Source organism: Streptomyces sp. NPDC056628, from assembly GCF_042792555.1.
In the GTDB taxonomy this organism is placed as follows: domain Bacteria; phylum Actinomycetota; class Actinomycetes; order Streptomycetales; family Streptomycetaceae; genus Streptomyces.
The window spans coordinates 1-19336 of the sequence record NZ_JBHTWG010000039.1 but is presented as its reverse complement, the minus strand read 5'-3'; the positions used below and the strand labels follow the sequence as shown (position 1 = coordinate 19336).

18 protein-coding genes and 4 pseudogenes are annotated in these 19336 nt (G+C 71.2%); 11 read left to right on the top strand and 11 right to left on the bottom strand.

All coding sequences use genetic code 11. The features are described 5' to 3' along the window. The first annotated feature begins 20 nt into the window (after positions 1 to 20). From ACFRAC_RS31235 to ACFRAC_RS31215, 5 genes are all read left to right on the top strand, one after another. Positions 21 to 1724 (top strand): PucR family transcriptional regulator, encoded by a 1704-nt coding sequence (locus ACFRAC_RS31235; protein ID WP_382935723.1) that lies wholly within the window; start codon positions 21 to 23, stop codon positions 1722 to 1724. A gap of 217 nt (positions 1725 to 1941) precedes the next feature. Then, complete coding sequence (locus ACFRAC_RS31230; protein WP_382935720.1) at positions 1942 to 3534, top strand: amidohydrolase family protein; 1593 nt, start codon at positions 1942 to 1944, stop codon at positions 3532 to 3534. Positions 3535 to 3591: 57 nt separating this feature from the next. Next, entirely contained in the window at positions 3592 to 4515 is a 924-nt protein-coding gene (locus ACFRAC_RS31225) for a polysaccharide deacetylase (protein ID WP_382935718.1), read from the top strand. Then, the gene (locus tag ACFRAC_RS31220; protein ID WP_382935714.1) at positions 4512 to 5825 is read left to right on the top strand and encodes an MFS transporter; all 1314 of its coding nucleotides are present in this window, start codon (positions 4512 to 4514) and stop codon (positions 5823 to 5825) included. The genes ACFRAC_RS31225 and ACFRAC_RS31220 overlap by 4 nt, the downstream gene beginning before the upstream one ends. Positions 5826 to 5856: 31 nt before the next feature. Beyond that, complete coding sequence (locus tag ACFRAC_RS31215) at positions 5857 to 7020, top strand: M20 family metallopeptidase (protein ID WP_382935711.1); 1164 nt, start codon at positions 5857 to 5859, stop codon at positions 7018 to 7020. Positions 7021 to 7099: 79 nt separating this feature from the next. Here the strand turns inward: ACFRAC_RS31215 and ACFRAC_RS31210 are convergent, their stop codons facing one another. The 6 genes and pseudogenes from ACFRAC_RS31210 to ACFRAC_RS31185 form a co-directional block, all read right to left on the bottom strand. Continuing rightward, a complete protein-coding gene (locus tag ACFRAC_RS31210; RefSeq protein ID WP_382935708.1) occupies positions 7100 to 8293 on the bottom strand; it encodes a serine hydrolase domain-containing protein in 1194 nt (397 codons plus the stop codon). A 195-nt stretch (positions 8294 to 8488) separates the two neighbouring features. After that, positions 8489 to 8743: pseudogene (locus ACFRAC_RS31205) on the bottom strand (integrase core domain-containing protein); the annotation flags it as partial. A gap of 15 nt (positions 8744 to 8758) precedes the next feature. After that, a pseudogene (locus ACFRAC_RS31200) lies at positions 8759 to 9263 on the bottom strand (YeeE/YedE thiosulfate transporter family protein); the annotation flags it as partial. Between the two features lie 524 nt (positions 9264 to 9787). After that, entirely contained in the window at positions 9788 to 10645 is an 858-nt protein-coding gene (locus ACFRAC_RS31195) for a biotin-dependent carboxyltransferase family protein (protein ID WP_382935705.1), read from the bottom strand. After that, the gene (locus ACFRAC_RS31190; RefSeq protein WP_382935701.1) at positions 10642 to 11289 is read right to left on the bottom strand and encodes an allophanate hydrolase subunit 1; all 648 of its coding nucleotides are present in this window, start codon (positions 11287 to 11289) and stop codon (positions 10642 to 10644) included. Before ACFRAC_RS31190 ends, ACFRAC_RS31195 begins: the two co-directional genes overlap by 4 nt. Then, positions 11286 to 12038: a LamB/YcsF family protein gene (locus ACFRAC_RS31185; RefSeq protein ID WP_382935698.1), complete on the bottom strand. Its 753-nt coding sequence runs from the start codon at positions 12036 to 12038 to the stop codon at positions 11286 to 11288. Before ACFRAC_RS31185 ends, ACFRAC_RS31190 begins: the two co-directional genes overlap by 4 nt. A gap of 193 nt (positions 12039 to 12231) precedes the next feature. On the opposite strand from ACFRAC_RS31185, the gene ACFRAC_RS31180 reads away from it, so the two are divergent. The 4 genes from ACFRAC_RS31180 (at position 12232) to ACFRAC_RS31165 (ending at position 15666) form a co-directional block, all read left to right on the top strand. After that, complete coding sequence (locus ACFRAC_RS31180) at positions 12232 to 12951, top strand: DUF969 domain-containing protein (protein ID WP_382935696.1); 720 nt, start codon at positions 12232 to 12234, stop codon at positions 12949 to 12951. Beyond that, positions 12948 to 13922 (top strand): DUF979 domain-containing protein, encoded by a 975-nt coding sequence (locus ACFRAC_RS31175; protein WP_382935694.1) that lies wholly within the window; start codon positions 12948 to 12950, stop codon positions 13920 to 13922. The genes ACFRAC_RS31180 and ACFRAC_RS31175 overlap by 4 nt, the downstream gene beginning before the upstream one ends. Positions 13923 to 13996: 74 nt before the next feature. Continuing rightward, complete coding sequence (pcp, locus tag ACFRAC_RS31170; protein ID WP_382935692.1) at positions 13997 to 14647, top strand: pyroglutamyl-peptidase I; 651 nt, start codon at positions 13997 to 13999, stop codon at positions 14645 to 14647. Continuing rightward, positions 14647 to 15666, top strand: a complete 1020-nt coding sequence (locus tag ACFRAC_RS31165) for a DUF2891 domain-containing protein (RefSeq protein WP_382935689.1) — start codon at positions 14647 to 14649, stop codon at positions 15664 to 15666. Before pcp ends, ACFRAC_RS31165 begins: the two co-directional genes overlap by 1 nt. 109 nt (positions 15667 to 15775) lie before the next feature. Here ACFRAC_RS31165 and ACFRAC_RS31160 read toward each other — a convergent pair whose 3' ends face one another. The 5 genes and pseudogenes from ACFRAC_RS31160 to ACFRAC_RS31140 form a co-directional block, all read right to left on the bottom strand. Further along, positions 15776 to 16255, bottom strand: a complete 480-nt coding sequence (locus tag ACFRAC_RS31160) for a hypothetical protein (protein WP_382935687.1) — start codon at positions 16253 to 16255, stop codon at positions 15776 to 15778. A 2-nt stretch (positions 16256 to 16257) separates the two neighbouring features. Beyond that, entirely contained in the window at positions 16258 to 16473 is a 216-nt protein-coding gene (locus ACFRAC_RS31155; protein WP_382935683.1) for a hypothetical protein, read from the bottom strand. Positions 16474 to 16653: 180 nt separating this feature from the next. Next, complete coding sequence (locus ACFRAC_RS31150; RefSeq protein WP_382935680.1) at positions 16654 to 16881, bottom strand: hypothetical protein; 228 nt, start codon at positions 16879 to 16881, stop codon at positions 16654 to 16656. After that, a pseudogene (locus ACFRAC_RS31145) lies at positions 16799 to 17046 on the bottom strand (SAV_915 family protein); the annotation flags it as partial. The pseudogene ACFRAC_RS31145 and the gene ACFRAC_RS31150, both read right to left, overlap by 83 nt. A gap of 123 nt (positions 17047 to 17169) precedes the next feature. Continuing rightward, positions 17170 to 17574, bottom strand: a complete 405-nt coding sequence (locus tag ACFRAC_RS31140) for a type II toxin-antitoxin system PemK/MazF family toxin (RefSeq protein ID WP_382935677.1) — start codon at positions 17572 to 17574, stop codon at positions 17170 to 17172. Positions 17575 to 17737: 163 nt separating this feature from the next. On the opposite strand from ACFRAC_RS31140, the pseudogene ACFRAC_RS31135 reads away from it, so the two are divergent. Both ACFRAC_RS31135 and ACFRAC_RS31130 read left to right on the top strand, forming a co-directional pair. Then, a pseudogene (locus tag ACFRAC_RS31135) lies at positions 17738 to 18629 on the top strand (IS701 family transposase); the annotation flags it as partial. A gap of 94 nt (positions 18630 to 18723) precedes the next feature. Further along, on the top strand, positions 18724 to 19185 hold the full coding sequence (locus ACFRAC_RS31130; RefSeq protein ID WP_382935674.1) for a pyridoxamine 5'-phosphate oxidase family protein: 462 nt from the start codon (positions 18724 to 18726) through the stop codon (positions 19183 to 19185). Positions 19186 to 19336: the final 151 nt, after the last annotated feature.

The following is a 19336-nucleotide window of genomic DNA, read 5'->3' as shown; positions in this document are numbered from 1 at the left end:
GGGGCGCCTACGATGCGCCTATGGATCACGGGCTCACCGCACGGCGGCTGGTGGCGGAGATGGGACCCACGCTGCTGCGGGTGGCGGTCGACGGCCCCGGCGCGGACCAGCCCCTGACCGGTGTCGTCATTCACGACCCGGCCTCGGGGTCGGAGCTGGAACGCGGGTGCGTCGTGCTGGGCGTCGGGCTGTCGGCAGGCGGCCTGCGAAGTCCCGGCCGGTCCGGTGAGGCCACCGAGTCCGCGGAAGCCGGTGCCGGGTGGGGCGGTCACCGCGCGGAGGCGGCCGCGCTGGCACGGGCCATGCAGGCGACGGGCGCCGCGGTGCTCGCGCTGAAGGGCCCGGTACCGGACGGGCTGGAGGACAGTCCGGTCGCCGTGGTCGAGGTCAATCCGGACGCGTCCTGGATGCACGTCGCCTCCATGATCCGGGAGCGGCTGCTGGATCACTCCCGGGACAGCCGTCGGTCGCCGGACGGCGTCGGCGGCGACCTGTTCACCATCGCCAACACCATCGCCGAGATGCTTCAGGCACCGGTCACCATCGAGGACCGCTCCGCCGCCGTGCTCGCCTGGTCCACCGGGCAGCGCGGCGCCGACGAGGCGCGCGTGGAGTCGATCCTCGGCCGGGCCGTCCATCACCGCTGGCTGGACGAACTGCGCGCCCGCGGCGACTTCGCCCGCCTGCACGCCTCCAGCGGCCCGGTCCACATCGAACCCGTCGCCCCCGGCATGCTGCCGCGTGCCGCCATGGCGGTGCGGGCCGGTGCGGAAGTCGTCGGTTACGTATGGGCGGCCGTCCCGCGGCCCCTCACCGGCGATCTCGCCCGTCGGCTGGAGCAGATCGTTCCTCTCGTCGCCCTGCACCTGGTCAATACCCGGGCCACCAGCGGCTGGGCGCGGCAGCAGCGCGCGGAGCTGGCGGCAGCCGTTCTGGCGGGCGGATCGGCCGGAGCGGACGCGGCCAGGCAGCTGCATCTGGACACGGGTCCGCTGTGCGTCCTGGCCGCCGCACCGCCCATGGCGCGTGCCGGTGAGAGGAGCCCTGGAGCCGACGCGGCCGCGGCGGCGGAGCGGCGCCGTTTCGAGGATGTGCTCGCACTGCATCTGGCGGCTGTCCACCCGTCGGCCGTCACCGTGTGCGGCAACGACGCCGTGTACGCCCTGCTGGCCTGGCCCCGCTCCAGTCCGTCGCAGGCGCTGGACGGCACCCGCGCGCTGGCCCGGGACTTCTTGTCCCGCTCCCCGTTGGCCGGCGGCCATGTCGTGGGCGTCGGCGGGCCGGCCGAGTCCGCGGCGCGTGTGGCGCAGGCCCGGGCTCAGGCGGACGCGGCGCTGCGGGCCCTGCGGCATCCCGCCGCCGGTGGCCCCTGGGTGGCGACCCTGGAGGACGTGGCACTCACCGCCATGCTGCTGGAACTGGCCGACGCCACCGAGGCCCTCGCTCTGCCCGACGCCACCGGTCCGCTGCGCCGGCTCGCCGAGCACGACGGGGAGCAGGGCGTACTGACGGAAACGCTCGCGGCCTATCTTGCCTCGGCCGGTGTCGCGGACGACGCGGCGGCCCGCTTGCGGATCCACGTCAACACGCTGCGTTACCGGCTGCGGCGCATCCGCGAGGTCGGCGGGTTGGACTTCGGTGATGCGGACGCCATGCTCCTCGCCCACCTCCAGCTCCGGCTGCGCGCAGTGCGGGCCGCCGCCCTTGACGCGGGCGACAAGTGACCGCCGGGAACTTCGTCCTGGCCTACAAGGACACCGGATACCGGGCGCCCGCAGACTGACCGGCAGGGCACCGACGCCCCGGCAAGACCGATCCGCGGGCCGGGGCCCTGTCGGCGCCCGGCTTCCCCGCCCGCCGGTGACGGCCCGGACACCGGGCGGCCGGCCCGGACGGGGCCCTTGCCACTGCCACCGCCGGTCCTGCCAGGAGGAGCCCGAGTTGCCACCCAACGAGATGCTGATCCGCGGCGGAACCGTGGCCGACGGCAGCGGGCGCGAGCCCGTGCGTGCGGATGTCCTGATCCGGGCGGGCCGGATCGCCGCCGTCGAGGCCCCGGGGGCCGTCGCGGCCGGGGACACCCCCACGGTGGACGCCACCGGCCTGGTGATCGCCCCCGGGTTCATCGACGTCCACTCCCACGCCGACAACGCGGCGCTGCTGCCGGAGGACGAGACCTCCAAGATCCTTCAGGGCGTCACCACCGAGGTCACCGGCAACTGCGGGTTCTCGCTCGCGCCGACCCGCGCGGACTCCGCGGCGGCGTTCGCCTCGTTCACTCAGCGGATCTTCCCGCCCATGGAGTTCGACTGGTCGACATGGGCCGAGTTCACCCGGGTCGCGGACGCGCACGGCCATGTGACCAACTGGGCCCCTCTGGTCGGGCACGGCACACTGCGCATCGCCGTGCTCGGCATGGCCGACCGCACGCCGGACGCCGACGAACTGCGCCTGATGGGCCGCGAGCTCGACCTTGCGCTGGAAGGCGGCGCTTTCGGCATGTCCAGCGGACTCGTGTACCCGCCGGCGGTCTTCAGCGAGACCGACGAACTCGTCGCCCTGGCACGGCACTTGGGCGCCGACGGCCTCTACACCACCCATATGCGCGGTGAGGGTGCCTCGCTGCTCACCTCGATCGACGAGAGTGCCCGGATCGGCACCGAAGGCGGATGCCGGGTTCACATCTCCCACCTGAAGTCCAACGGCCGCAGCAACTGGGGCCGGATGCCGGCCGCGCTGGACCGCATCCACCAGTACGCGGCGTCCGGGCTGTCCCTCACCAAGGACATCTACCCCTACACGGCCGGCGCCACGATGCTCACCGCGCTGCTTCCGCCGCCCTTCCTCGCCGACGGCGACGAGGGGGTGCTGGCCCGGCTGGCGTCCGCCGAGCAGCGCCGCCGGCTGGCCGTGATGATGGAGTCCGGCCTGCCCGGATGGGACAGCCACCTGCACGGCGCCGGCTGGGACGGCATCCTGATCTCCACCACCGCCAGCCACCGCTACGAGGGCCACACCGTCGCCGAACTGGCCCGCACGGCGGGCGAGTCGCCGCTCGACACCTTCATTCGCATCCTCCGCGAGGAGGAACTGCACGTCACCATGGTGCTGTTCTCCATGGACGAGCAGGACGTACGCACGGCCTTCGCCGACGCCGACACCATGGTCGGCTCCGACGGCCTGCCCCCCGGCAACGGCGGCAAGCCCCACCCCCGGCTGTTCGGCACCTTCCCCCGGGTGCTGGCGGAGTATGTGCGGCGGCACCGTATCCTCCCGCTCGGCGAGGCCGTGCGCCGGATGACCTCACTGCCGGCCAAGGTCTTCCGCATCCCCGAGCGCGGCTCCGTCACCAGGGGCCTGATCGCCGACCTGGTGGCCTTCGATCCGCAGACGATCGACCACGAGTGCGACTACCGCGACCCGGTCCGGCCGCCGAGCGGCATCGCCTGGGTGATGCAGGAGGGCTCCATGGTGGTCGACGGCCGGACGTACACCGGCCCCCGCCGCGGCCGCCGGCTCACCCCCGCGGCCTGATCCGGACGCGATCCGCGATCCCCCCCACTCAAGCACCGAACGTCCGGAAGGCACGTCATGTCCGAACAGACTCCCCCGCCCTGGCAGTGGGACGAGCCGACCTGGCGCGGTCACGTCGACCGGGTCCGCGCCGGCCGCTCGCTGAGCCCGAGCACATGGCCGGGCGGCGCCCGGGTGGCCGTGGCACTGTCCTTCGACTCCGACCACGAGACCATCCCGCTGCGCGATGCCGAGACCCTGCCGGGCAAGCTAGCCCAGGGTGAGTACGGCGCACGCGTCGGCGTCCCGCGCATCCTGCGGCTGCTCCAGCGGCACCAGGCGCCCGCGTCCTTCTTCATCCCCGCCGTCTCCGCGCTGCTGCACGAGGGCGAGGCCGCCTCCTACGTGGAGCACGGCCACGAGGTCGCCCTGCACGGCTGGATCCACGAGCGCAACACCCAGATCCCCGCCGAAGCCGAGCGGGAACTCGCCCTGCGCGCCGCCGACACCCTGGAGCGGCTCACCGGCACCCGGCCGGTGGGTATCCGTACGCCCTCCTGGGACTTCTCCCCGCACACCCTGGCGATCACCCGGGAGCTGGGACTGCTGTACGACTCGTCGCTGATGGCGGACGACGAGCCCTACGAACTGCTCGCCGGCGGCGAACCCACCGGCGTGGTCGAGATCCCGGTGGAGTGGATCCGCGACGACGCCCCGTACTTCATGATGGAGCGCTTCGGCTCCCTGAGGCCGTACACGCCACCGCGCGGGGTGCTGTCCATCTGGAAGGACGAGTTCGACCAGGCGTACGCCGAAGGCGGCCTGTTCCAGCTCACCATGCATCCGCACATCATCGGCCACCGCTCGCGCATGGCGATCCTGTCCGAACTGCTGGAGCACATCTCCGCACGCTCCGACGTCTGGTACGCCACCCACGCACAGATCGCCGAGTACGTCCTGAACCAGGCGGCCGGCACCGCACCACAGGAGAAGACCCCGTGACCGTCACCGACAACAGACCCGACGACCCGCCCCAGCAGGACGCACACAGGCTCAGCCGCTCGCAGCGCAAGGCGATCGTGGCCGGCGCCGTCGGCAACACGGTCGAGTGGGTCGACTGGGCCGTCTACGCGACGTTCGCGCCGATCTTCGCCGACCGGTTCTTCCCGCCGGGGAACGGGTCGGCGGCCCTGCTCGCCACCCTCGCCGTCTTCGCCGTCGGCTTCGTCATGCGCCCGGTCGGCGGTGCCGTCCTCGGCGCGTACAGCGACCGCCACGGCCGCAAGAAGGGCATGACCCTCACCATCGCGCTGATGGCCGGGTCCTCCCTCGCGATCGCGGTCTGCCCGACCTATACGGCGGTCGGCGTCGCGGCCCCGGTGGTGCTGGTCCTCGCCCGACTGGTCCAGGGCTTCTCCGCGGGCGGCGAGTTCGGTTCGTCCTCCGCCTTCCTGGTGGAGTCCGCCGCCAAGGGACGGCGCGCGTTCGCCGGGTCCTGGCAGCAGGTCTCGGTGGGCGCGGGCGCGCTGATCGCCTCGTTCCTCGGCACCGTGCTGACCTCCACTCTCGACGAAGGCGCCCTGCACAGCTGGGGCTGGCGACTGGCGTTCGCCATCGGCGCCGCGCTCGGCCTCGTCGGGCTGTGGCTGCGCCACTCGGTGCCCGAGACCGAGTCGTTCATCCAGTCCGAGGCCCGCCAACGGCAGGACAGGAACTCGGTGGTGGCGATGGTCCGCGACCACCCGGGCGCCGCTCTCCGGGTCGCCGGGATCACCGTCGCCGGCACCCTCGTCTACTACGTGTGGGTCAGCTACCTGCCGTCCTACGCCCATGTGACGACCGGCATCCCGCTCAACCAGGCGCTGCTCGCCAACACCGTGGCGATGGCCGTCTTCATCGTCCTGCTGCCGTTCGGCGGGCTGCTGTCCGACCGGATCGGCCGCAAGCCGACCATGACCGCGTTCGCCGTGGGCATCCTCCTCTTCGCCTGGCCCGCCTTCCACTTCCTGGCCAACAGCTTCTGGGGGCTGCTCCTCATCGAGGTCATCGGCCTGGTGCTGATGATCGGTTACTCGGCCAACTGCGCGGTCGTCATGGCGGAGCAGTTCCCGCCGGAGGTCCGCACCACCGGCATCGGTCTGCCGTACGCCCTGTCCGTCGCCCTGTTCGGCGGCACGGCCCCGTACGTGACCACCTGGATGAGCACGAACGGCCACAGAGACCTGGTCTGGGTCTATGTGGCGGCGGCCGCCCTCATCGGCGCGGCCGTCTACAGCACCATGCCGGAGACCAAGGACCGGCAGATCGCATGACCTTTGGCCACGATAGGAAAGTGAGACAGCCATGGCGCCCCACACGGACACCGCCGCCCTGCTGGAGCGGGTGGCGAAGTACCGCGGCGAGATGCTGGAGGACCTGGCCCGCTACGTAGAGCTGGAGACGCCCAGCGACGACAGGCCCCTCCTGGAGGCCGGGCTGGCCCGTATCGACGCCTGGCTGCGCGAACGGCTCGGCGAACCCACCGCGGTCAGCGCCACCGACGGGGGCGAGTACGGCGACGTACGGGTGTACGACTACCCGGGCGAGGGCACCGCGCCCGTGCTCGTCCTGGCCCACTACGACACCGTGTGGCCCAAGGGCACGCTCGCCGGCTGGCCGTTCGGCGTCGACGGCGACCGGGCCACCGGTCCCGGCATCTTCGACATGAAGGCGGGCCTGGTGCAGGCGGTGTGGGCGCTACGCGTCCTCGCCGAGGCGGGCCTGTCCAGGCCGCCGATCCGGCTGGTCCTCAACGGGGACGAGGAGATCGGCAGCCCGGTCTCCCGGCCGGTCATCGAGGCGGCGGCCGAAGGAGCCAGGGCCGCCCTTGTCTTCGAGGCGAGCGCGGCGGGCGCGCTGAAGACCGCGCGCAAGGGCGTCGGTATCTTCCGCGTCGACGTCACCGGCGTCGAGGCTCACGCGGGCCTGGACCCGAGGCGCGGGGTCAGCGCCGTCGACGAGCTCGCCCGTCTGGTCCTGGTACTGCATGGCCTCACCGACCACGAGGCCGGCACCACGGTCAACGTCGGTGCCGTGAAGGGCGGGACGCGGACCAATGTCACGGCGGGCTCGGCGGTCGGGCACCTGGACGTTCGGGTGCGTACCCAGGCCGAGGCGGACCGGATCGACGCGGCGCTCGCCGTCCTGGCGCCCGCGGACCCCCGGGCGGCCATCACCGTCAGCGGCGAGTGGAACCGGCCGGTCATGGAGCGCTCCGAGGGCACGGCAAGGCTGTTCGCGCTGGCCCGTGGCCTGGCAGCGGACATCGGTGTGGATCTCTCGGAGTGTGAGGTCGGCGGGGCCAGCGACGGCAACTTCGTCGCCGCACTCGGTGTGCCGGTGCTCGACGGCTTCGGCGCCGTGGGCGACGGGGCCCACGCCCGGGGCGAGCACATCAGCCTCCGGGGGATGACCGAACGCACGGCGCTGGCCGCCGCACTGCTCCATGCGCTGACCGTGACGCGGTGACGACTGGCCCCGCCGAGTCCTGAGGTCCAGTGGTTGTCGCTGCTCTGAGCTGACACCCACAAGTGCCCCAGCCCTCTGCTCATGGGGTGCTGGAGGCCGACGGGCCTCTCCCGGCGCACAGCGCGTGGTCGATCAGCACGCTGGCCGCGTTCTCCTCTTCCATTATGTGCTCCAGGGCGTCGCCGCGTGCCTCGGACATGGAGACCACGGCGCTTCGCCTGCCGTCGTCGGTCACGCCGTTGAGGGTGATGTAGCCGCCGTCCCCACCCTCATGGCTCCAGTAGGTTCCTCCGCAGCTCAGGGGCCGTTCGACCAGTCCGAGCCCGTAACGGCCTCCGGGCCACAGCTGTTGGACCTCCGCGCTCACGGGAACGGTCTGCTTCATCTTGGCCAGCTGCCGCGCCGGTAGCAGACGGCCCGCGAGCAGCGCGCGGAGGAAGCGGTTTTCGTCCCGCGTGGTCGTGACCCACGAAAGGTTCTCGTAGTCCACCGGTATCTGGTCGGTGACGTCCACCCGGGAATCGGGGCCGAAGAGCTGGTAGGCCCGGGCGTGCGGCCGGGGCAGGGTGGGCGCGGTGCCCATCCACCGGGTCTGGTCGAGGCCGAGCGGGCGCAGGATGCGGTTTTCGATCTCCTGATGGGCGGGGTGACCGGTCGCCTTCTGGATGATCATGCCGAGCAGGACGTAGCCGGTGTTGGAGTACGCCCAGCCCTCGCCGGGCGGGAAGTCCGGGGCATGGGCCATGGCGCGGGCCACCAACTGCTCGGAACCGTAGACGTCGTCGCGCTGCTGGTAGTACTCCTCGGGCGTGGTGTATCCGGGCAGATCGTCGTGGATGCCGCTGGTGTGCTGGAGCAGTTGGCGGACGGAGATCCGGCTGCCGTCGTTGCCGTTGCCCTGCACCACTCCGGGCAGCCAGTGGTCGACCGTGTCGTCCAAGGACAGCCGACTCTCATCCTCCAGCTGGAGGACCACGGTGGCGACCAGCGTCTTGGACGTGCTGGCCATGCGGAAGTAGCCGTCGGAAGAGACCGGGCGGCCGGTGTTCAGGTCTGCGGTGCCGCTGGTGGCGACCGAGTGTCGGCCATCAGGCCCGATCACGCGAGCCTGCACACCGCTGATCCCGAGGGCCCGGATCGCCTCGGTGTCCTGGCGTAACTGCTCCACAGGGGAGGTACCGACGGGCTGGGCGACGGCGGTAGCCACCCCGGTGGCGAGCAGCGTGGTGACACCGGCCGCCATGGCGAGGTGCTTTCGCAGAGTCGAAGTCATGGCTGGACGCTAGTTTCGCCCCCAACGGAGGGCGATCCGGAACACCCCAGGATCGGAATGGGGGATATCCCCCCCAGCGCGGCTGCCAGCTACAGCCGTGCCGCTTCAGCAGCCGCTGCTGCAGCGCGAACGCTGTTGGCAGGCGGGGTGCTCGCAACTCTGTGCCGTCGACGCCTCTGAGCGCCAACCCACGCGCTAGGTGCATTCACCCGCCGGGTTGTTCATACGGCCGGTCGGTGGCTGGCCGCCGAGTGCGGTGTGGCGGTGGTGGTGGTTGTAGGTGTGCAGGAAGTCTGCCGGAGCGGCCGCGCGTTCGTCGTTGCTGGTGTAGGGCCGCGGGTAGGCCCACTCGTCGAGCAGGGTGCGGTTGAAGCGCTCTCTTTTGCCGTTGGTCTGCGGCCGGTAGATGCGGGTGAGTTTGCCGGCCGCGCCGAGGTCGGTGAGCGCCTGCCGCCAGGCGAAGAACAGGATCGACGTCTGCCCCGAGCCGACCGCGAAGAGGGTGCCGGAGGCACAGGCGCCGCCGAGCGGCATACCGACGGCGAAAACGGACGCGCCGATCAGCAGTCCCAGACCCAGGGGTCGGCCGAGGGCGTTGGCACGGATCCGAACAGTCCGGCGCCCGCGCCGATGAGCAAGGCGAACAGCTTCGCCGTGGTGCCGAGCAGCAGAGTGTGGGCCCGCAGACCAGTGCCCTTGCCGACGGCGACCAACTGCCGCCAGGCCGAGGTGAAGGCGAAGCGGGAGTGGAAGAGGGCGATCCCCAGGCCGAGGCCGAGCAGCAGCAGGACCCCGGGCTTGGCCCCGAGGGCGGACCAGACATAGGCAGTCAGTGCCGGGCGAGCAGCCCGGACACCGCGAGCGGCCCGCGGCGCACCGGAGGCGCGGCGGGCACCGGGGGCCGCGTTACTGAGGTGGGCGACGGGTACAGCAGTGCGGCGGTCTTCCCCGCCTGGGCGGGCGGGGAGATTTTCGCGGGTGGACTCCGAACGGTGTACGAGTCGGGGTGGGGCACGACGCCGACGGGAAGGCCGGGTCGGGCGATGCCGCAGCCCCGGCGGCGGCGCGCGGCATGGGAAGTCGGCCGGTCCGGGCTCAGCGGCGACAGAGGCCGTCGTCGACGCGCCACACCGAGCTCGCCGACAGGACGAGGCACTGCAGCCGGGCGGGTGCGGACACGGCTCCAGGCTGTGATCAAACTTCAACAATCCGGACCCGGATCTCACCATGTGAGCTGTTACCGGTCCCACACACCGGCCGGTGAGCGGGCCCAGGCAGGCGGGGATGTTCCCCTCAAGGGCTCGGACTGCGTGTGCCTCGATGCGGCAGACGCTCAGGCACTGACGGGTCCTCCCGCTCGCGCTTGGCTTCAACTCGCCGAGGGCCGTCTCCGGGGCCCCGTCTCGGGCACGCAGGCGACAGCGGCGCGCCCGGACGCCGGCCGCCGCCACCGCATACAGCCGGTATGTGCGACAGCCGTGCCGGCGGGCGACGTCATCCCAGCGTGAACCGCACCGGCGTACCCACGGCGGCCTGGGCCGCTGACGCCAGGGCGGTTTCCGCGACGACCCCGATCACCGGGTAGCCACCCGTCGTCGGGTGGTCGTGCAGGAACACCACCGGACGCCCGTCCGGGGGCACCTGCACCGCGCCGAGAACCATGCCCTCGCTGGGCAGCTCGCCCGTCGACGCGCGCGCCAGCGGCGGCCCTTCGGTGCGCAGGCCGATGCGGTTGCTGTGCGGGGACACGCGGTACGTCGCGGAGGTGAGGGTGCGCAGCGCCGCGGGGGTGAACCAGTCGTCGCGGGGGCCGAGCCGCAGCGGCAGGATGAGTTCGGCGGGCGGCGCCGGCCAGGGGGCGGCGCCGGGGAGTGCCGCCTGCCGGGCGGGGGCGCCCAGCGGGAGCACGTCCCCGTCGCACAGCGGCGACGGGCCGAGCCCGGAGAGGAGGTCCGTCGAACGGCTGCCGAGGACCGGTTCGGCCGCGATGCCACCGGCGACGGCCAGATACGAGCGCACGCCCGCGGTCACCGCGCCCGCGTTCAGAACCGCGCCCGCGGGCACCCGTACCGGCGCGCCCCACGGCACCGGCCGGCCGTCGACCGTCACCGGGCAGGGTGCACCGCCGACCACGACGGTCACGGTGTGGTCGGGCTGCAGGGCGCAGCCGGTCAGGGTGGTCTCCAGGACGGCGGCATCGGGGGCGTTGCCGAGCAGGCGGTTGGCGAGTCTCATCGCGGGCGCGTCCACGGCGCCGGAGCGCGGGACTCCCAGATGGGCGTGGCCGCGCCGGCCCGAGTCCTGCACGGTGGTCAGGGCCCCGGAGCGTACGACGGTGAGCTTGGGCGTCATGCCACACCGTCCTCGGTGACAAATCGCACCCGCGTTCCCGGCGTGAGAAGCGCCGGCTGATCCCGCGTGAGGTCCCACAGCGGTGTCGGGTCCGGCATGGTGCCGATCAGTTGCCAGCCGCCGGGGGTGGCGCGCGGGTACACGGCGCTGTAGGCGCCCGCGAGCGCCAGCGCCCCGGCCGGAACCCGGGTACGGGGCGTGTCGCGGCGCGGCACCTGCAGTTCCGCCGGCAGTCCGGTGAGGTAGCCGAACCCGGGCGCGAAGCCGCAGAAGGCGACGCGGTACGTGTACGAGGAGTGTCGGGCGGCGACCTCGTCGGCGCCGATCCCCCACTGGGCGGCCACGTCGGCCAGGTCCGGCCCGTCGTAGCGCACGGGAATCTCCACGACTCCCCCGTCGTCTCCGGCCCGGGACGGCACGTCCCACTCGGCGAGTCGGCGGGCCAGGTCCCCCGGGTCCCGCACGCCGTCCAGGAGTACGGTCCGGGCCCCCGGCACGATCTCCTCGACCGGCGGCAGGGTCCCGGCCGCGCGCCGCCGCAGCAGTTCGGCCAGGAGGTCTCCGGTGCGCTCGGCGTCCGGCAGTTCGATGAGCAGCGCGTGCCGCCCGGCGGGGCGCACGTCAAGAAGCCGGCCTTCCGTCATACGAATGCCCCGACCTCGACCCCGGCCTTCTCCAGTGCCTCGCGCACCCGGGCGACGATCCGGGCCGCGCCCGGGGTGTCGCCGTGCACGCACAGGGAGCGGGCGGCCACCGCGACGGTCGTACCGTCCACGGCCTCGATCGCACGGTCCACGGCGAACGCCAGCGCGCGTCGTACCACGGCGTCCTCGTCGGTCACCAGCGAGTTCGCCTCGCGGCGCGACACGAGCGTGCCCTCGGGAGTGTAGGCGCGGTCCGCGAAGGCCTCCGGTACACCGACGAGCCCCGCGTCCGCGGCGGCGGCGAGCAGCCGCGAGCCGGGCAGACCGAGCACGGGCAGCGACCCGCCCGCCAGTTTCACACCCGCCACGACGGCGGCGGCCTGCTCGGCGTCATGGACGGTACGGCTGTAGAGCGCCCCGTGCGGCTTGACGTACGCCACCTGGGCCCCGGCGGCCTCGGCGAAGACCCGCAGCGCCCCTATCTGGTACGCCAGTTCGGCAGCCAGTTCGTCGCCGGGCACGTCCATGGCGCGCCGCCCGAAGCCGGCCAGGTCGCGGTAGGACACCTGCGCCCCGATCCGCACTCCGCGCTCGGCGGCGAGGTCGCAGACGCGGCGCATCACCGATGGGTCGCCGGCGTGGAATCCGCAGGCGACGTTGGCGCTGGTGATGACGGAGAGGAGGGCGTCGTCGTCGGTGAGGGACCACCGGCCGAAGCCTTCACCGAGGTCTGCGTTGAGATCGATCACGTCCGGAAACGTAAACGATTGTTGAACGATCCGACAAGGGGTCACATCCGCCGCCCGACGAGAACGGTGTGAGATTGCCTCTTGTTCCATCGTTCAACGATCCCCTAAGGTCCGTGTATCTCCCACGGATTCGAGCCTCCGGATCCGTGCCGTCTCTGGTGCCCTGTCCCTTACGCCTGAAGAAGGCCACCGCATGATCGTTCTTCTCGGTGTGGTCGTTGTGATCCTCGGATTCGTCACGCGCCGCAATCCCGCCCTAGTGGTCGGCGTCGCCGGTATCGTCACCGGTCTGCTCGGCAAGATGAACCCGCTCGAGGTCCTCGCGGCCTTCGGCCAGTCCTTCGCCGACAGCCGCTCGGTGACCGTCTTCGCCATCGTCCTCCCGGTGATCGGCCTCCTGGAGCGCTATGGCCTGCGCGAACAGGCCCGTAGGCTCATCGGCCGCCTCGGCAGGCTCAGCGCCGGCCGCTTCCTGGCGGTCTACCTGCTCGTCCGCCAGGTCACCGCGGCCTTCGGCCTCAACAACATCGGCGGTCCCGCGCAGACCGTGCGGCCGCTCGTCGCACCCATGGCCGAGGCCGCCGCCGAGCGCAGGACCGGTGCCGCGCTGCCCGACCGCCTGCGCGAGAAGGTCCGTTCCTACGCGTCGTCGTCCGACACCGTGGGCCTCTTCTTCGGCGAGGACTGCTTCATCGCGATCGGCTCCATCCTCCTCATCACCGGCTTCGTGAACTCGACGTACGGGCAAGAGCTCGAACCGACCGAGCTGGCCCTGTGGGCGGTCCCGCTCGCCGTCTGCGCCTTCGTCATCCACGGTGCCCGACTGCTGCTCCTGGACAAGCAGCTGGAGCGCGAGATGGCGCTCGCCTCCGCCGAGCACGACCTGCCGCTTCCGAAGGGGGCCGACAAGTGATCAAGGTCGAATGGCTCTACTGGCTGGTGGGCCTCGTCTTCATCGTCATGGCCGTGCAGATGGCGGCCGACCGCACCAACCCCAAGCGGTGGACCTCCGCCGCGTTCTGGGGCCTGCTCGGGCTCACCTTCCCCTACGGCACCGGGGTCGCCACCGTCGCGCCGGGCACCACCGCCTGGAGAGTGCCTGCCGAACCGCTCGGCGTCGCGGTCCTCGCCCTGATCGTGCTGGCCGGGTTCAACTTCCTCGGCAAGGGCGTCCCGGTCACCACCAGCGTCGAGCAGCGCGAGGCCTCCGCGGTCCGGCTCGGCAGCAAGATCTTCGTCCCGGCCCTGACGATCCCGTTCGTCGCCATCGTCTGCGCCTCCCTCCTCGACGAGTCCGGCCTGTTCGAGACGGGCAAGGCCACACTCCTCGGGCTCGGCCTCGGCTGCGTCGTCGCGCTCGTCGTCGGCATGCTGGTCACCGGCGAGAAGAAGGTCTCCGTCCCGATCCACTCGGGCCGCTCCATGCTGGAGGCGATGGGCTCGGCCCTGCTGCTCCCCCAGCTCCTGGCGGTCCTCGGCTCGATCTTCGCCCTGGCCGGCGTCGGCACGCAGGTCGGCAAGATCGTGAACGACGTCCTGCCGGAGAACTCGAAGTACCTCGCCGTGATCGCGTACTGCCTCGGCATGTTCCTGTTCACCGTCATCGTGGGCAACGCCTTCGCCGCGTTCCCCGTGATGACCGCGGCGATCGGCTGGCCCATCCTCATCGAACAGATGAACGGCAACGCGCCGGCCATCCTCGCGATCGGCATGCTGGCCGGTTTCTGCGGCACGCTCTGCACGCCGATGGCCGCCAACTTCAACATCGTCCCCGCCACGCTGCTCGAGCTGAAGGACCAGTACGGACCGATCAAGGCACAGATTCCGACGGCGCTCGCGCTCCTCGTCTGCTGCACCGTGATCATGGCGTTCTTCGCCTTCTGAGCCACAGCCACCCCATTGACCTCGGGCGTGCCCTGCTCCGGCCCCCGAGCCGTCCCACCCGTAAAGGAAGCGCCATGACCCGCGTGCTCATCACCGGCTTCGCCCCCTTCGACGGCGAAAGCGTGAACCCTTCCTGGCAGGCGGCCTCCCTCGTGGCCGCCGAACCGCCCGCCGGGCTCACGGTCACCGCGACCCAACTCCCCTGCGTCTTCGGCGAGTCCATCGACGCGCTGCGCGACGCCATCCGTGCGTCGACCCCCGACCTGGTGCTCTGCCTGGGCCAGGCGGGCGGCCGCCCCGGCGTCACCGTCGAACGCGTCGGCATCAACGTCGACGACGCCCGCATCCCCGACAACGCGGGCAACCAGCCCATCGACGAACCGGTCGTCCCCGGGGGCCCCGCCGCGTACTTCTCCACCCTGCCCGTGAAGGCCTGCGTCGCCGCCATGCGCGAAGCCGGTGTCCCGGCCGCCGTCTCCAACACCGCCGGCACGTACGTCTGCAACCACATCACCTACGGCCTCGGCCACCTCATCGCCACCGAATTCCCGCACATCCGCGGCGGTTTCGTGCACGTCCCCTGGGCGCCGGACCAGGTCAGCGACGGCACCGCCCCGGCTCTGGAGCCCGCCACGGTCGCCCTCGGAGTGCGCGCCCTTCTGACCGCCGCCGTCAACGTTCCCGCGGATCAGGACCTGAAGGTCACCGAGGGAGCCACCCACTGATGCCGCTCACGACGTATGCGGCCGACTTCGCCCGGCTCGCCCTCGCGAACATCACGCGGGAGTACCCCAACTTCCCCGCCCACCTGGTGACGTCGCCGAAGGACCAACTCGGGCCGAGAGCCCTGCATCCAGCCTTCTACGGTGCCTACGACTGGCACTCCTCCGTCCATATGCACTGGCTGCTCGTCCGTCTGCTGCGCCGTCACGGGGGAACGGCCGCGTTCACGGAGACCGCGCCGGTCATCGACGTACTCGACCGGCACCTCACCCCGGAGAACGTCGTCGTCGAAGCCGCCTACCTCCTCGACCGTCCCACCTTCGAACGGCCGTACGGCTGGGCCTGGCTGGTCGCGCTCGCCGCCGAGTGCCGGGCGTACGGGGGCGCGTCGGGCGCCCGCTGGGCCGAGGCCCTGGCACCGGGGGTCGCCGCCGTCGACCGGCTGCTGGCCGACTGGTTGCCGAAGGCCACGTATCCCGTACGCCACGGCAGCCATCCCAACAGCGCCTTCGCACTGGGGCTCGTACTCGACGCGGGCGAAGTGTCCACAGCGACCACGCAGGCCGTACGGGAACGTCTGCTGGCGTGGTTCGCCGACGACCACGACGCGCCCGCGCACTGGGAACCGTCGGGTCAGGACTTCCTGTCCCCGGCGCTGACCGAGGCCGACGCGATGCGCAGGGTGCTGGAGAGGGAGCGGTTCGCGCAGTGGCTCGACCGCTTTCTGCCCGCGCTGCGCTCCGGCGCCTCCTGCCCGCTGCTCGACGTGCCCGTCGTCTCCGACCACGCCGACCCGCAGATCGGCCATCTGCTGGGCCTCACCCTCAGCAGGGCCGCCGCGCTGCGCTCGATCGCCGCGGCGCTGCCGGAGGGTCCGGTCCGCACGCGTCTGGCCGAGGCGGCCGAAGCCCACCTCACTGCGGGCCTGCCCGCCGTGCAACGCGGCGACTTCACCACGGACCACTGGCTGGCCTCCTTCGCCGCGTTGGCCCTTGATCCGGGACACGACGAGCCGACGTGACGCTGCTTGGCGGACCGGACGTCCGCCGGCTGGGCGGACGCCGCGCCAACCGAGGAGGGCCCTTCGGACGGTGCCGGCCACTCCAAACCGCTGAACCGCTCGCGGGTCCTCAGCTTGAGTCGTCGGGCCGGGCCCTGACGGTGATCCGCGCGTAGTCGTAGCCCCCTGGATCAGGCGACGGGCTGTAGGTGACCATGAACGTCCGGCGGACGTCGCCGAAACGGTCGGAGTACGTCACCTTGGACGGCGTGGTGCGCTTCGGCTTCGCGGTGATCTCGTAGGTCTGGAGGAAGTCCTTGACGCTGGAGTCCTGGCCGTTGCCCACCTCGTACCGGAGCACCGCCGTGCCGTCCTTCCGCAGTTCGGCGTGCGTGGGTACGTAGTAGCGCCCCGCGGATTGGTGCTGCTCGTGATGCACTCCCGCCGCGCGTTGCGCGGCCTCCTGCGGACTGTCGCCGGCCGGTGTGAACAGCGCGACGCCGGCCCAGATGATGACGCCGAGCGTCCACGCCGCGCACAACGCAAGGAACCACACCAGCCACCGGCGCCGCCGCGGATCCGGGCCCGGGCTCGCTGCTTCTGGACGCATCCTCACCCATTCCATCCGCGTACTTCGCTCTGGCAGCCCATGTCGTACTCCTTGGCCTGGCCCGACTGCTGTTGTCTGGCCATCTGGGCGTCCGAGACATTACCCATCGCCGGCACCGGCGTCGCTTTGTTCGCGTCCCAGTTGTAGCGGTCGTACACACGGGTCTGGTCGCGAACCGCGGTCCTGGGCCAGCCGTCCGGGCCGGGGACGACCTCCACCTGGTCGACCGTGTTGGAGTGGAAGGATCCGACCGCGTGGTACCAGTCCAGGTCCTTCTCCGCTGTCCAGCCCTGCCAGCCGGTCTGCCGGTCTGCCGGTCTACCGGTCTACCGGTCTACCGGTCTACCGGTCTACCGGTCTACCGGTCTACCGGTCTACCGGTCTACCGGTCTACCGGTCTACCGGACCAGCTTCCCAGGCTTCCCGGTGCGCTCGTACTCGGCGAGGGCCCGTGCCTCCCAGTTGGGAACGTTCTCCGCGAGCTGTGTCTCCGCGTTGCGATTCACGTCCGGGAGGTTCCCCATCAGCGCGTCCACGTCGACGTCAAGCGGTTCCCCGGTGTTGGAGAGGTAGTGCGGCACGTGCTTGGCCGATCGAGGGCCGCCGAGGAGCGCGGGGGAACCCAAGCGGCGCGGTCAGGGAGCGCAGGGCTGCTCGGCGAGCCGGATCCAGGGCTGCTCGGGGCCAAGGGCCGCGGCCAGTCTCCGCTGCGAGGCGAATCCCACAGCCGTGCGGTGGCCGAGGGACGTACGGAACAGTCGGGCCGCGCAGGCGGCATGTCCCGGCCTGACACTCCAGCCGTAGATCGTGATCTCGATGGTGAGGGGCGCCGAGGAGACAGGTGGTCAGTGTCGACCATCTGGACGAGATCGACCACGCTACCGAGGGTGTCCCTTCCTTCTCCGCCTACCCGACTACTCAAGTCTACCGAGACGGAGGGCGTCCCTTAACGCGCTGAGCTTCTCGGTCGTCGCCGGGGTCCGCTCCTTCGCCTGTCCAGCGAGTCGGAGGGCATCCTCAATCTCGTCGAGTTTCGCGTAGGACAGGGCGCCGGCCCGCTCGACCAGGTCGTCCCGGGACACAGTGGTCAGCCACGTGCACGGGGTGAAGCCCGGACACGGGAACGCGAACCGCAGCACGCCTTCAAAGGGCAGTCCTTCCATGGCGCCTACGGCCACTTCGACGCCCAGACCGCTGATGTCGACGCCCGCCGGAGCCACGACCTGCATCACCCGGATCCCAGACGCGTCGCCTTCCGACAGCAGTACGACCGGCCGCCGCTCGTCGAACTCGACCCACCAGACTTCGCCACGTTGCACTTGTCCTCCTGACACAGGACCGCATGCGGACGCTGCGCGACTCTGACGCGCTGGGGAGACGGGTGCTGCCACGTTGATCATCGGTGTGGTGAAGACAAACGATCACGTGGTCGCAGATCACAGCGTAGACCCTGCCCGCTGGCAGGCGGCGTTCGATGGTTTGCTGAGCCGGATAGCCGGGCGGTTCGCGCGGATCGAACCCCGCCTCCGGGCCAAGCGCTTGGTGCTGGGTCCGCTCTCGGACCTGCCGCGCAAGAACTGCTGGACGATCGCAGAGCGGGCCGGGGGAGTCCACCCCCGCATGGCATCCAGCATCTGCTGTGCAGGGCCGCCTGGGGTGCCGAGGCCGTCCGCGACGACGTCCGCGTATACGTTGTCGAGCACCTCCACGAAGAGGCCGCAGTGCTGGTCGTCGACGAGACCGGCGACGTGAAGAAGGGCACACGCACCGTCGGGGTCCAGCGCCAATACACCGGCACCGCCAGGCGGATCGAGAACCCCCAGGTCGCCGTCCACCTCGTCTACCCCGTCGGGCACGGGCACGCGGCGGTGGACCGAGAGCCGCACATCCCGCGCTCCTGGACCTGCGATACGGACCGCTGCCGGGCCGCGGGGCTCAGCGAGGACACCGTCTTCGCGACCAAGCCGGAACTGGCCCGGGTGATGATGGAACGGTTCCTGGACAGCGCGTCGGCTGGGTCACGGGTGACGAGGTCTACGGCGGCAACCCGAAACTGCGAGCCGCGCTGGAAAAACGCGGCATCGGCTACGTCCTCGCAGCGGCCTGCTCAGCCCAAATGACCACCGGCGCCGTCACGTTCCGCGCCGATGCGCTGGTGAAGTAGGTGCCGAAGCGGGCCTGGCAGAAGCTCCCGGCCGGACGGGGCGCGAAGGGACAGCGGTTCTACGACTGGGCCGTCATCGACCTCGTCGCGGCGGCACCGGGCCACCACCAGTTGCTGATCCGTCGCAACCACACCACCGGTGAACTCGCCTCTTACCGCTGTCACTCCACCACGTCGGCTTCCCTGGCCACCCTGAGCACCGTAGTCGGTCGCCCCCAGCCAAAAGCTGAGGGGTTCATCGGTCGCGGGGAGTAGGTCCTGCGCCTCAGGCACGCTTCGCCCCTGCTGGCTAGGGTCGGTCCGCATGGAGACCACGGGAATCGTTCGCCGCCAGACGGCGGAGCGTGTGCGCGACGCTCTGGAGCGGCTCGTTACCGAGCGGGATGTATGGGTGTCGACGGCTCACCCCGATCACGGGCCGCACCAGGTGCCACTGTGGTTCTTGTGGGATGGACGGGCAGTGTGGATGTGCACCAGCGCCACTTCCGTGACTGCGCGGAACGTCCGCAAAGAGCCGCGCGTACGCCTGGCGCTACCGGACACCCTCGACGTGGTGCTCCTCCAGGGGGAGGCGGAGTGCTTCCCGGACCGGGAGGTGCCCGAAAGTGCAGCGGAGGCCTTCGCCGACAAGTTCGGGTGGGATCCACGCGTGGAAGCGGGTTCCTTTTTGTACGTACGCGTGGCCCCGAGAACTGTGCGCGCTTGGCGCGGTGAGCCGGAACTACGCGGGAGAGTCATCATGCGCGACGGAATGTGGCTGGAATAACAGCCGTCCCTCGCCGACTCGCCCTCTCGGATCACGATCTACAGCTGGAGTACTAGTACTCCAGCAGGATTTCGCTGCCTGACCAGGTCTTTCCGCCGGGTGGCGGGAGTGTAGCGGGACTTCGATCGTGCGGGGGCGGTCTCATGGAGAC

Bases quoted from the DNA above. Each gene is read 5' to 3' on its own strand.
- ACFRAC_RS31210 (WP_382935708.1), bottom strand. From the start codon at position 8,293: ATGACTTCGACTCTGCGAAAGCACCTCGCCATGGCGGCCGGTGTCACC.
- ACFRAC_RS31195 (WP_382935705.1), bottom strand. From the start codon at position 10,645: ATGACGCCCAAGCTCACCGTCGTACGCTCCGGGGCCCTGACCACCGTG.
- ACFRAC_RS31190 (WP_382935701.1), bottom strand. From the start codon at position 11,289: ATGACGGAAGGCCGGCTTCTTGACGTGCGCCCCGCCGGGCGGCACGCG.
- ACFRAC_RS31160 (WP_382935687.1), bottom strand. From the start codon at position 16,255: ATGCGTCCAGAAGCAGCGAGCCCGGGCCCGGATCCGCGGCGGCGCCGG.
- ACFRAC_RS31215 (WP_382935711.1), top strand. From the start codon at position 5,857: ATGGCGCCCCACACGGACACCGCCGCCCTGCTGGAGCGGGTGGCGAAG.
- ACFRAC_RS31235 (WP_382935723.1), top strand. From the start codon at position 21: ATGGATCACGGGCTCACCGCACGGCGGCTGGTGGCGGAGATGGGACCC.
- ACFRAC_RS31225 (WP_382935718.1), top strand. From the start codon at position 3,592: ATGTCCGAACAGACTCCCCCGCCCTGGCAGTGGGACGAGCCGACCTGG.
- pcp (WP_382935692.1), top strand. From the start codon at position 13,997: ATGACCCGCGTGCTCATCACCGGCTTCGCCCCCTTCGACGGCGAAAGC.
- ACFRAC_RS31165 (WP_382935689.1), top strand. From the start codon at position 14,647: ATGCCGCTCACGACGTATGCGGCCGACTTCGCCCGGCTCGCCCTCGCG.
- ACFRAC_RS31180 (WP_382935696.1), top strand. From the start codon at position 12,232: ATGATCGTTCTTCTCGGTGTGGTCGTTGTGATCCTCGGATTCGTCACG.
- ACFRAC_RS31130 (WP_382935674.1), top strand. From the start codon at position 18,724: ATGGAGACCACGGGAATCGTTCGCCGCCAGACGGCGGAGCGTGTGCGC.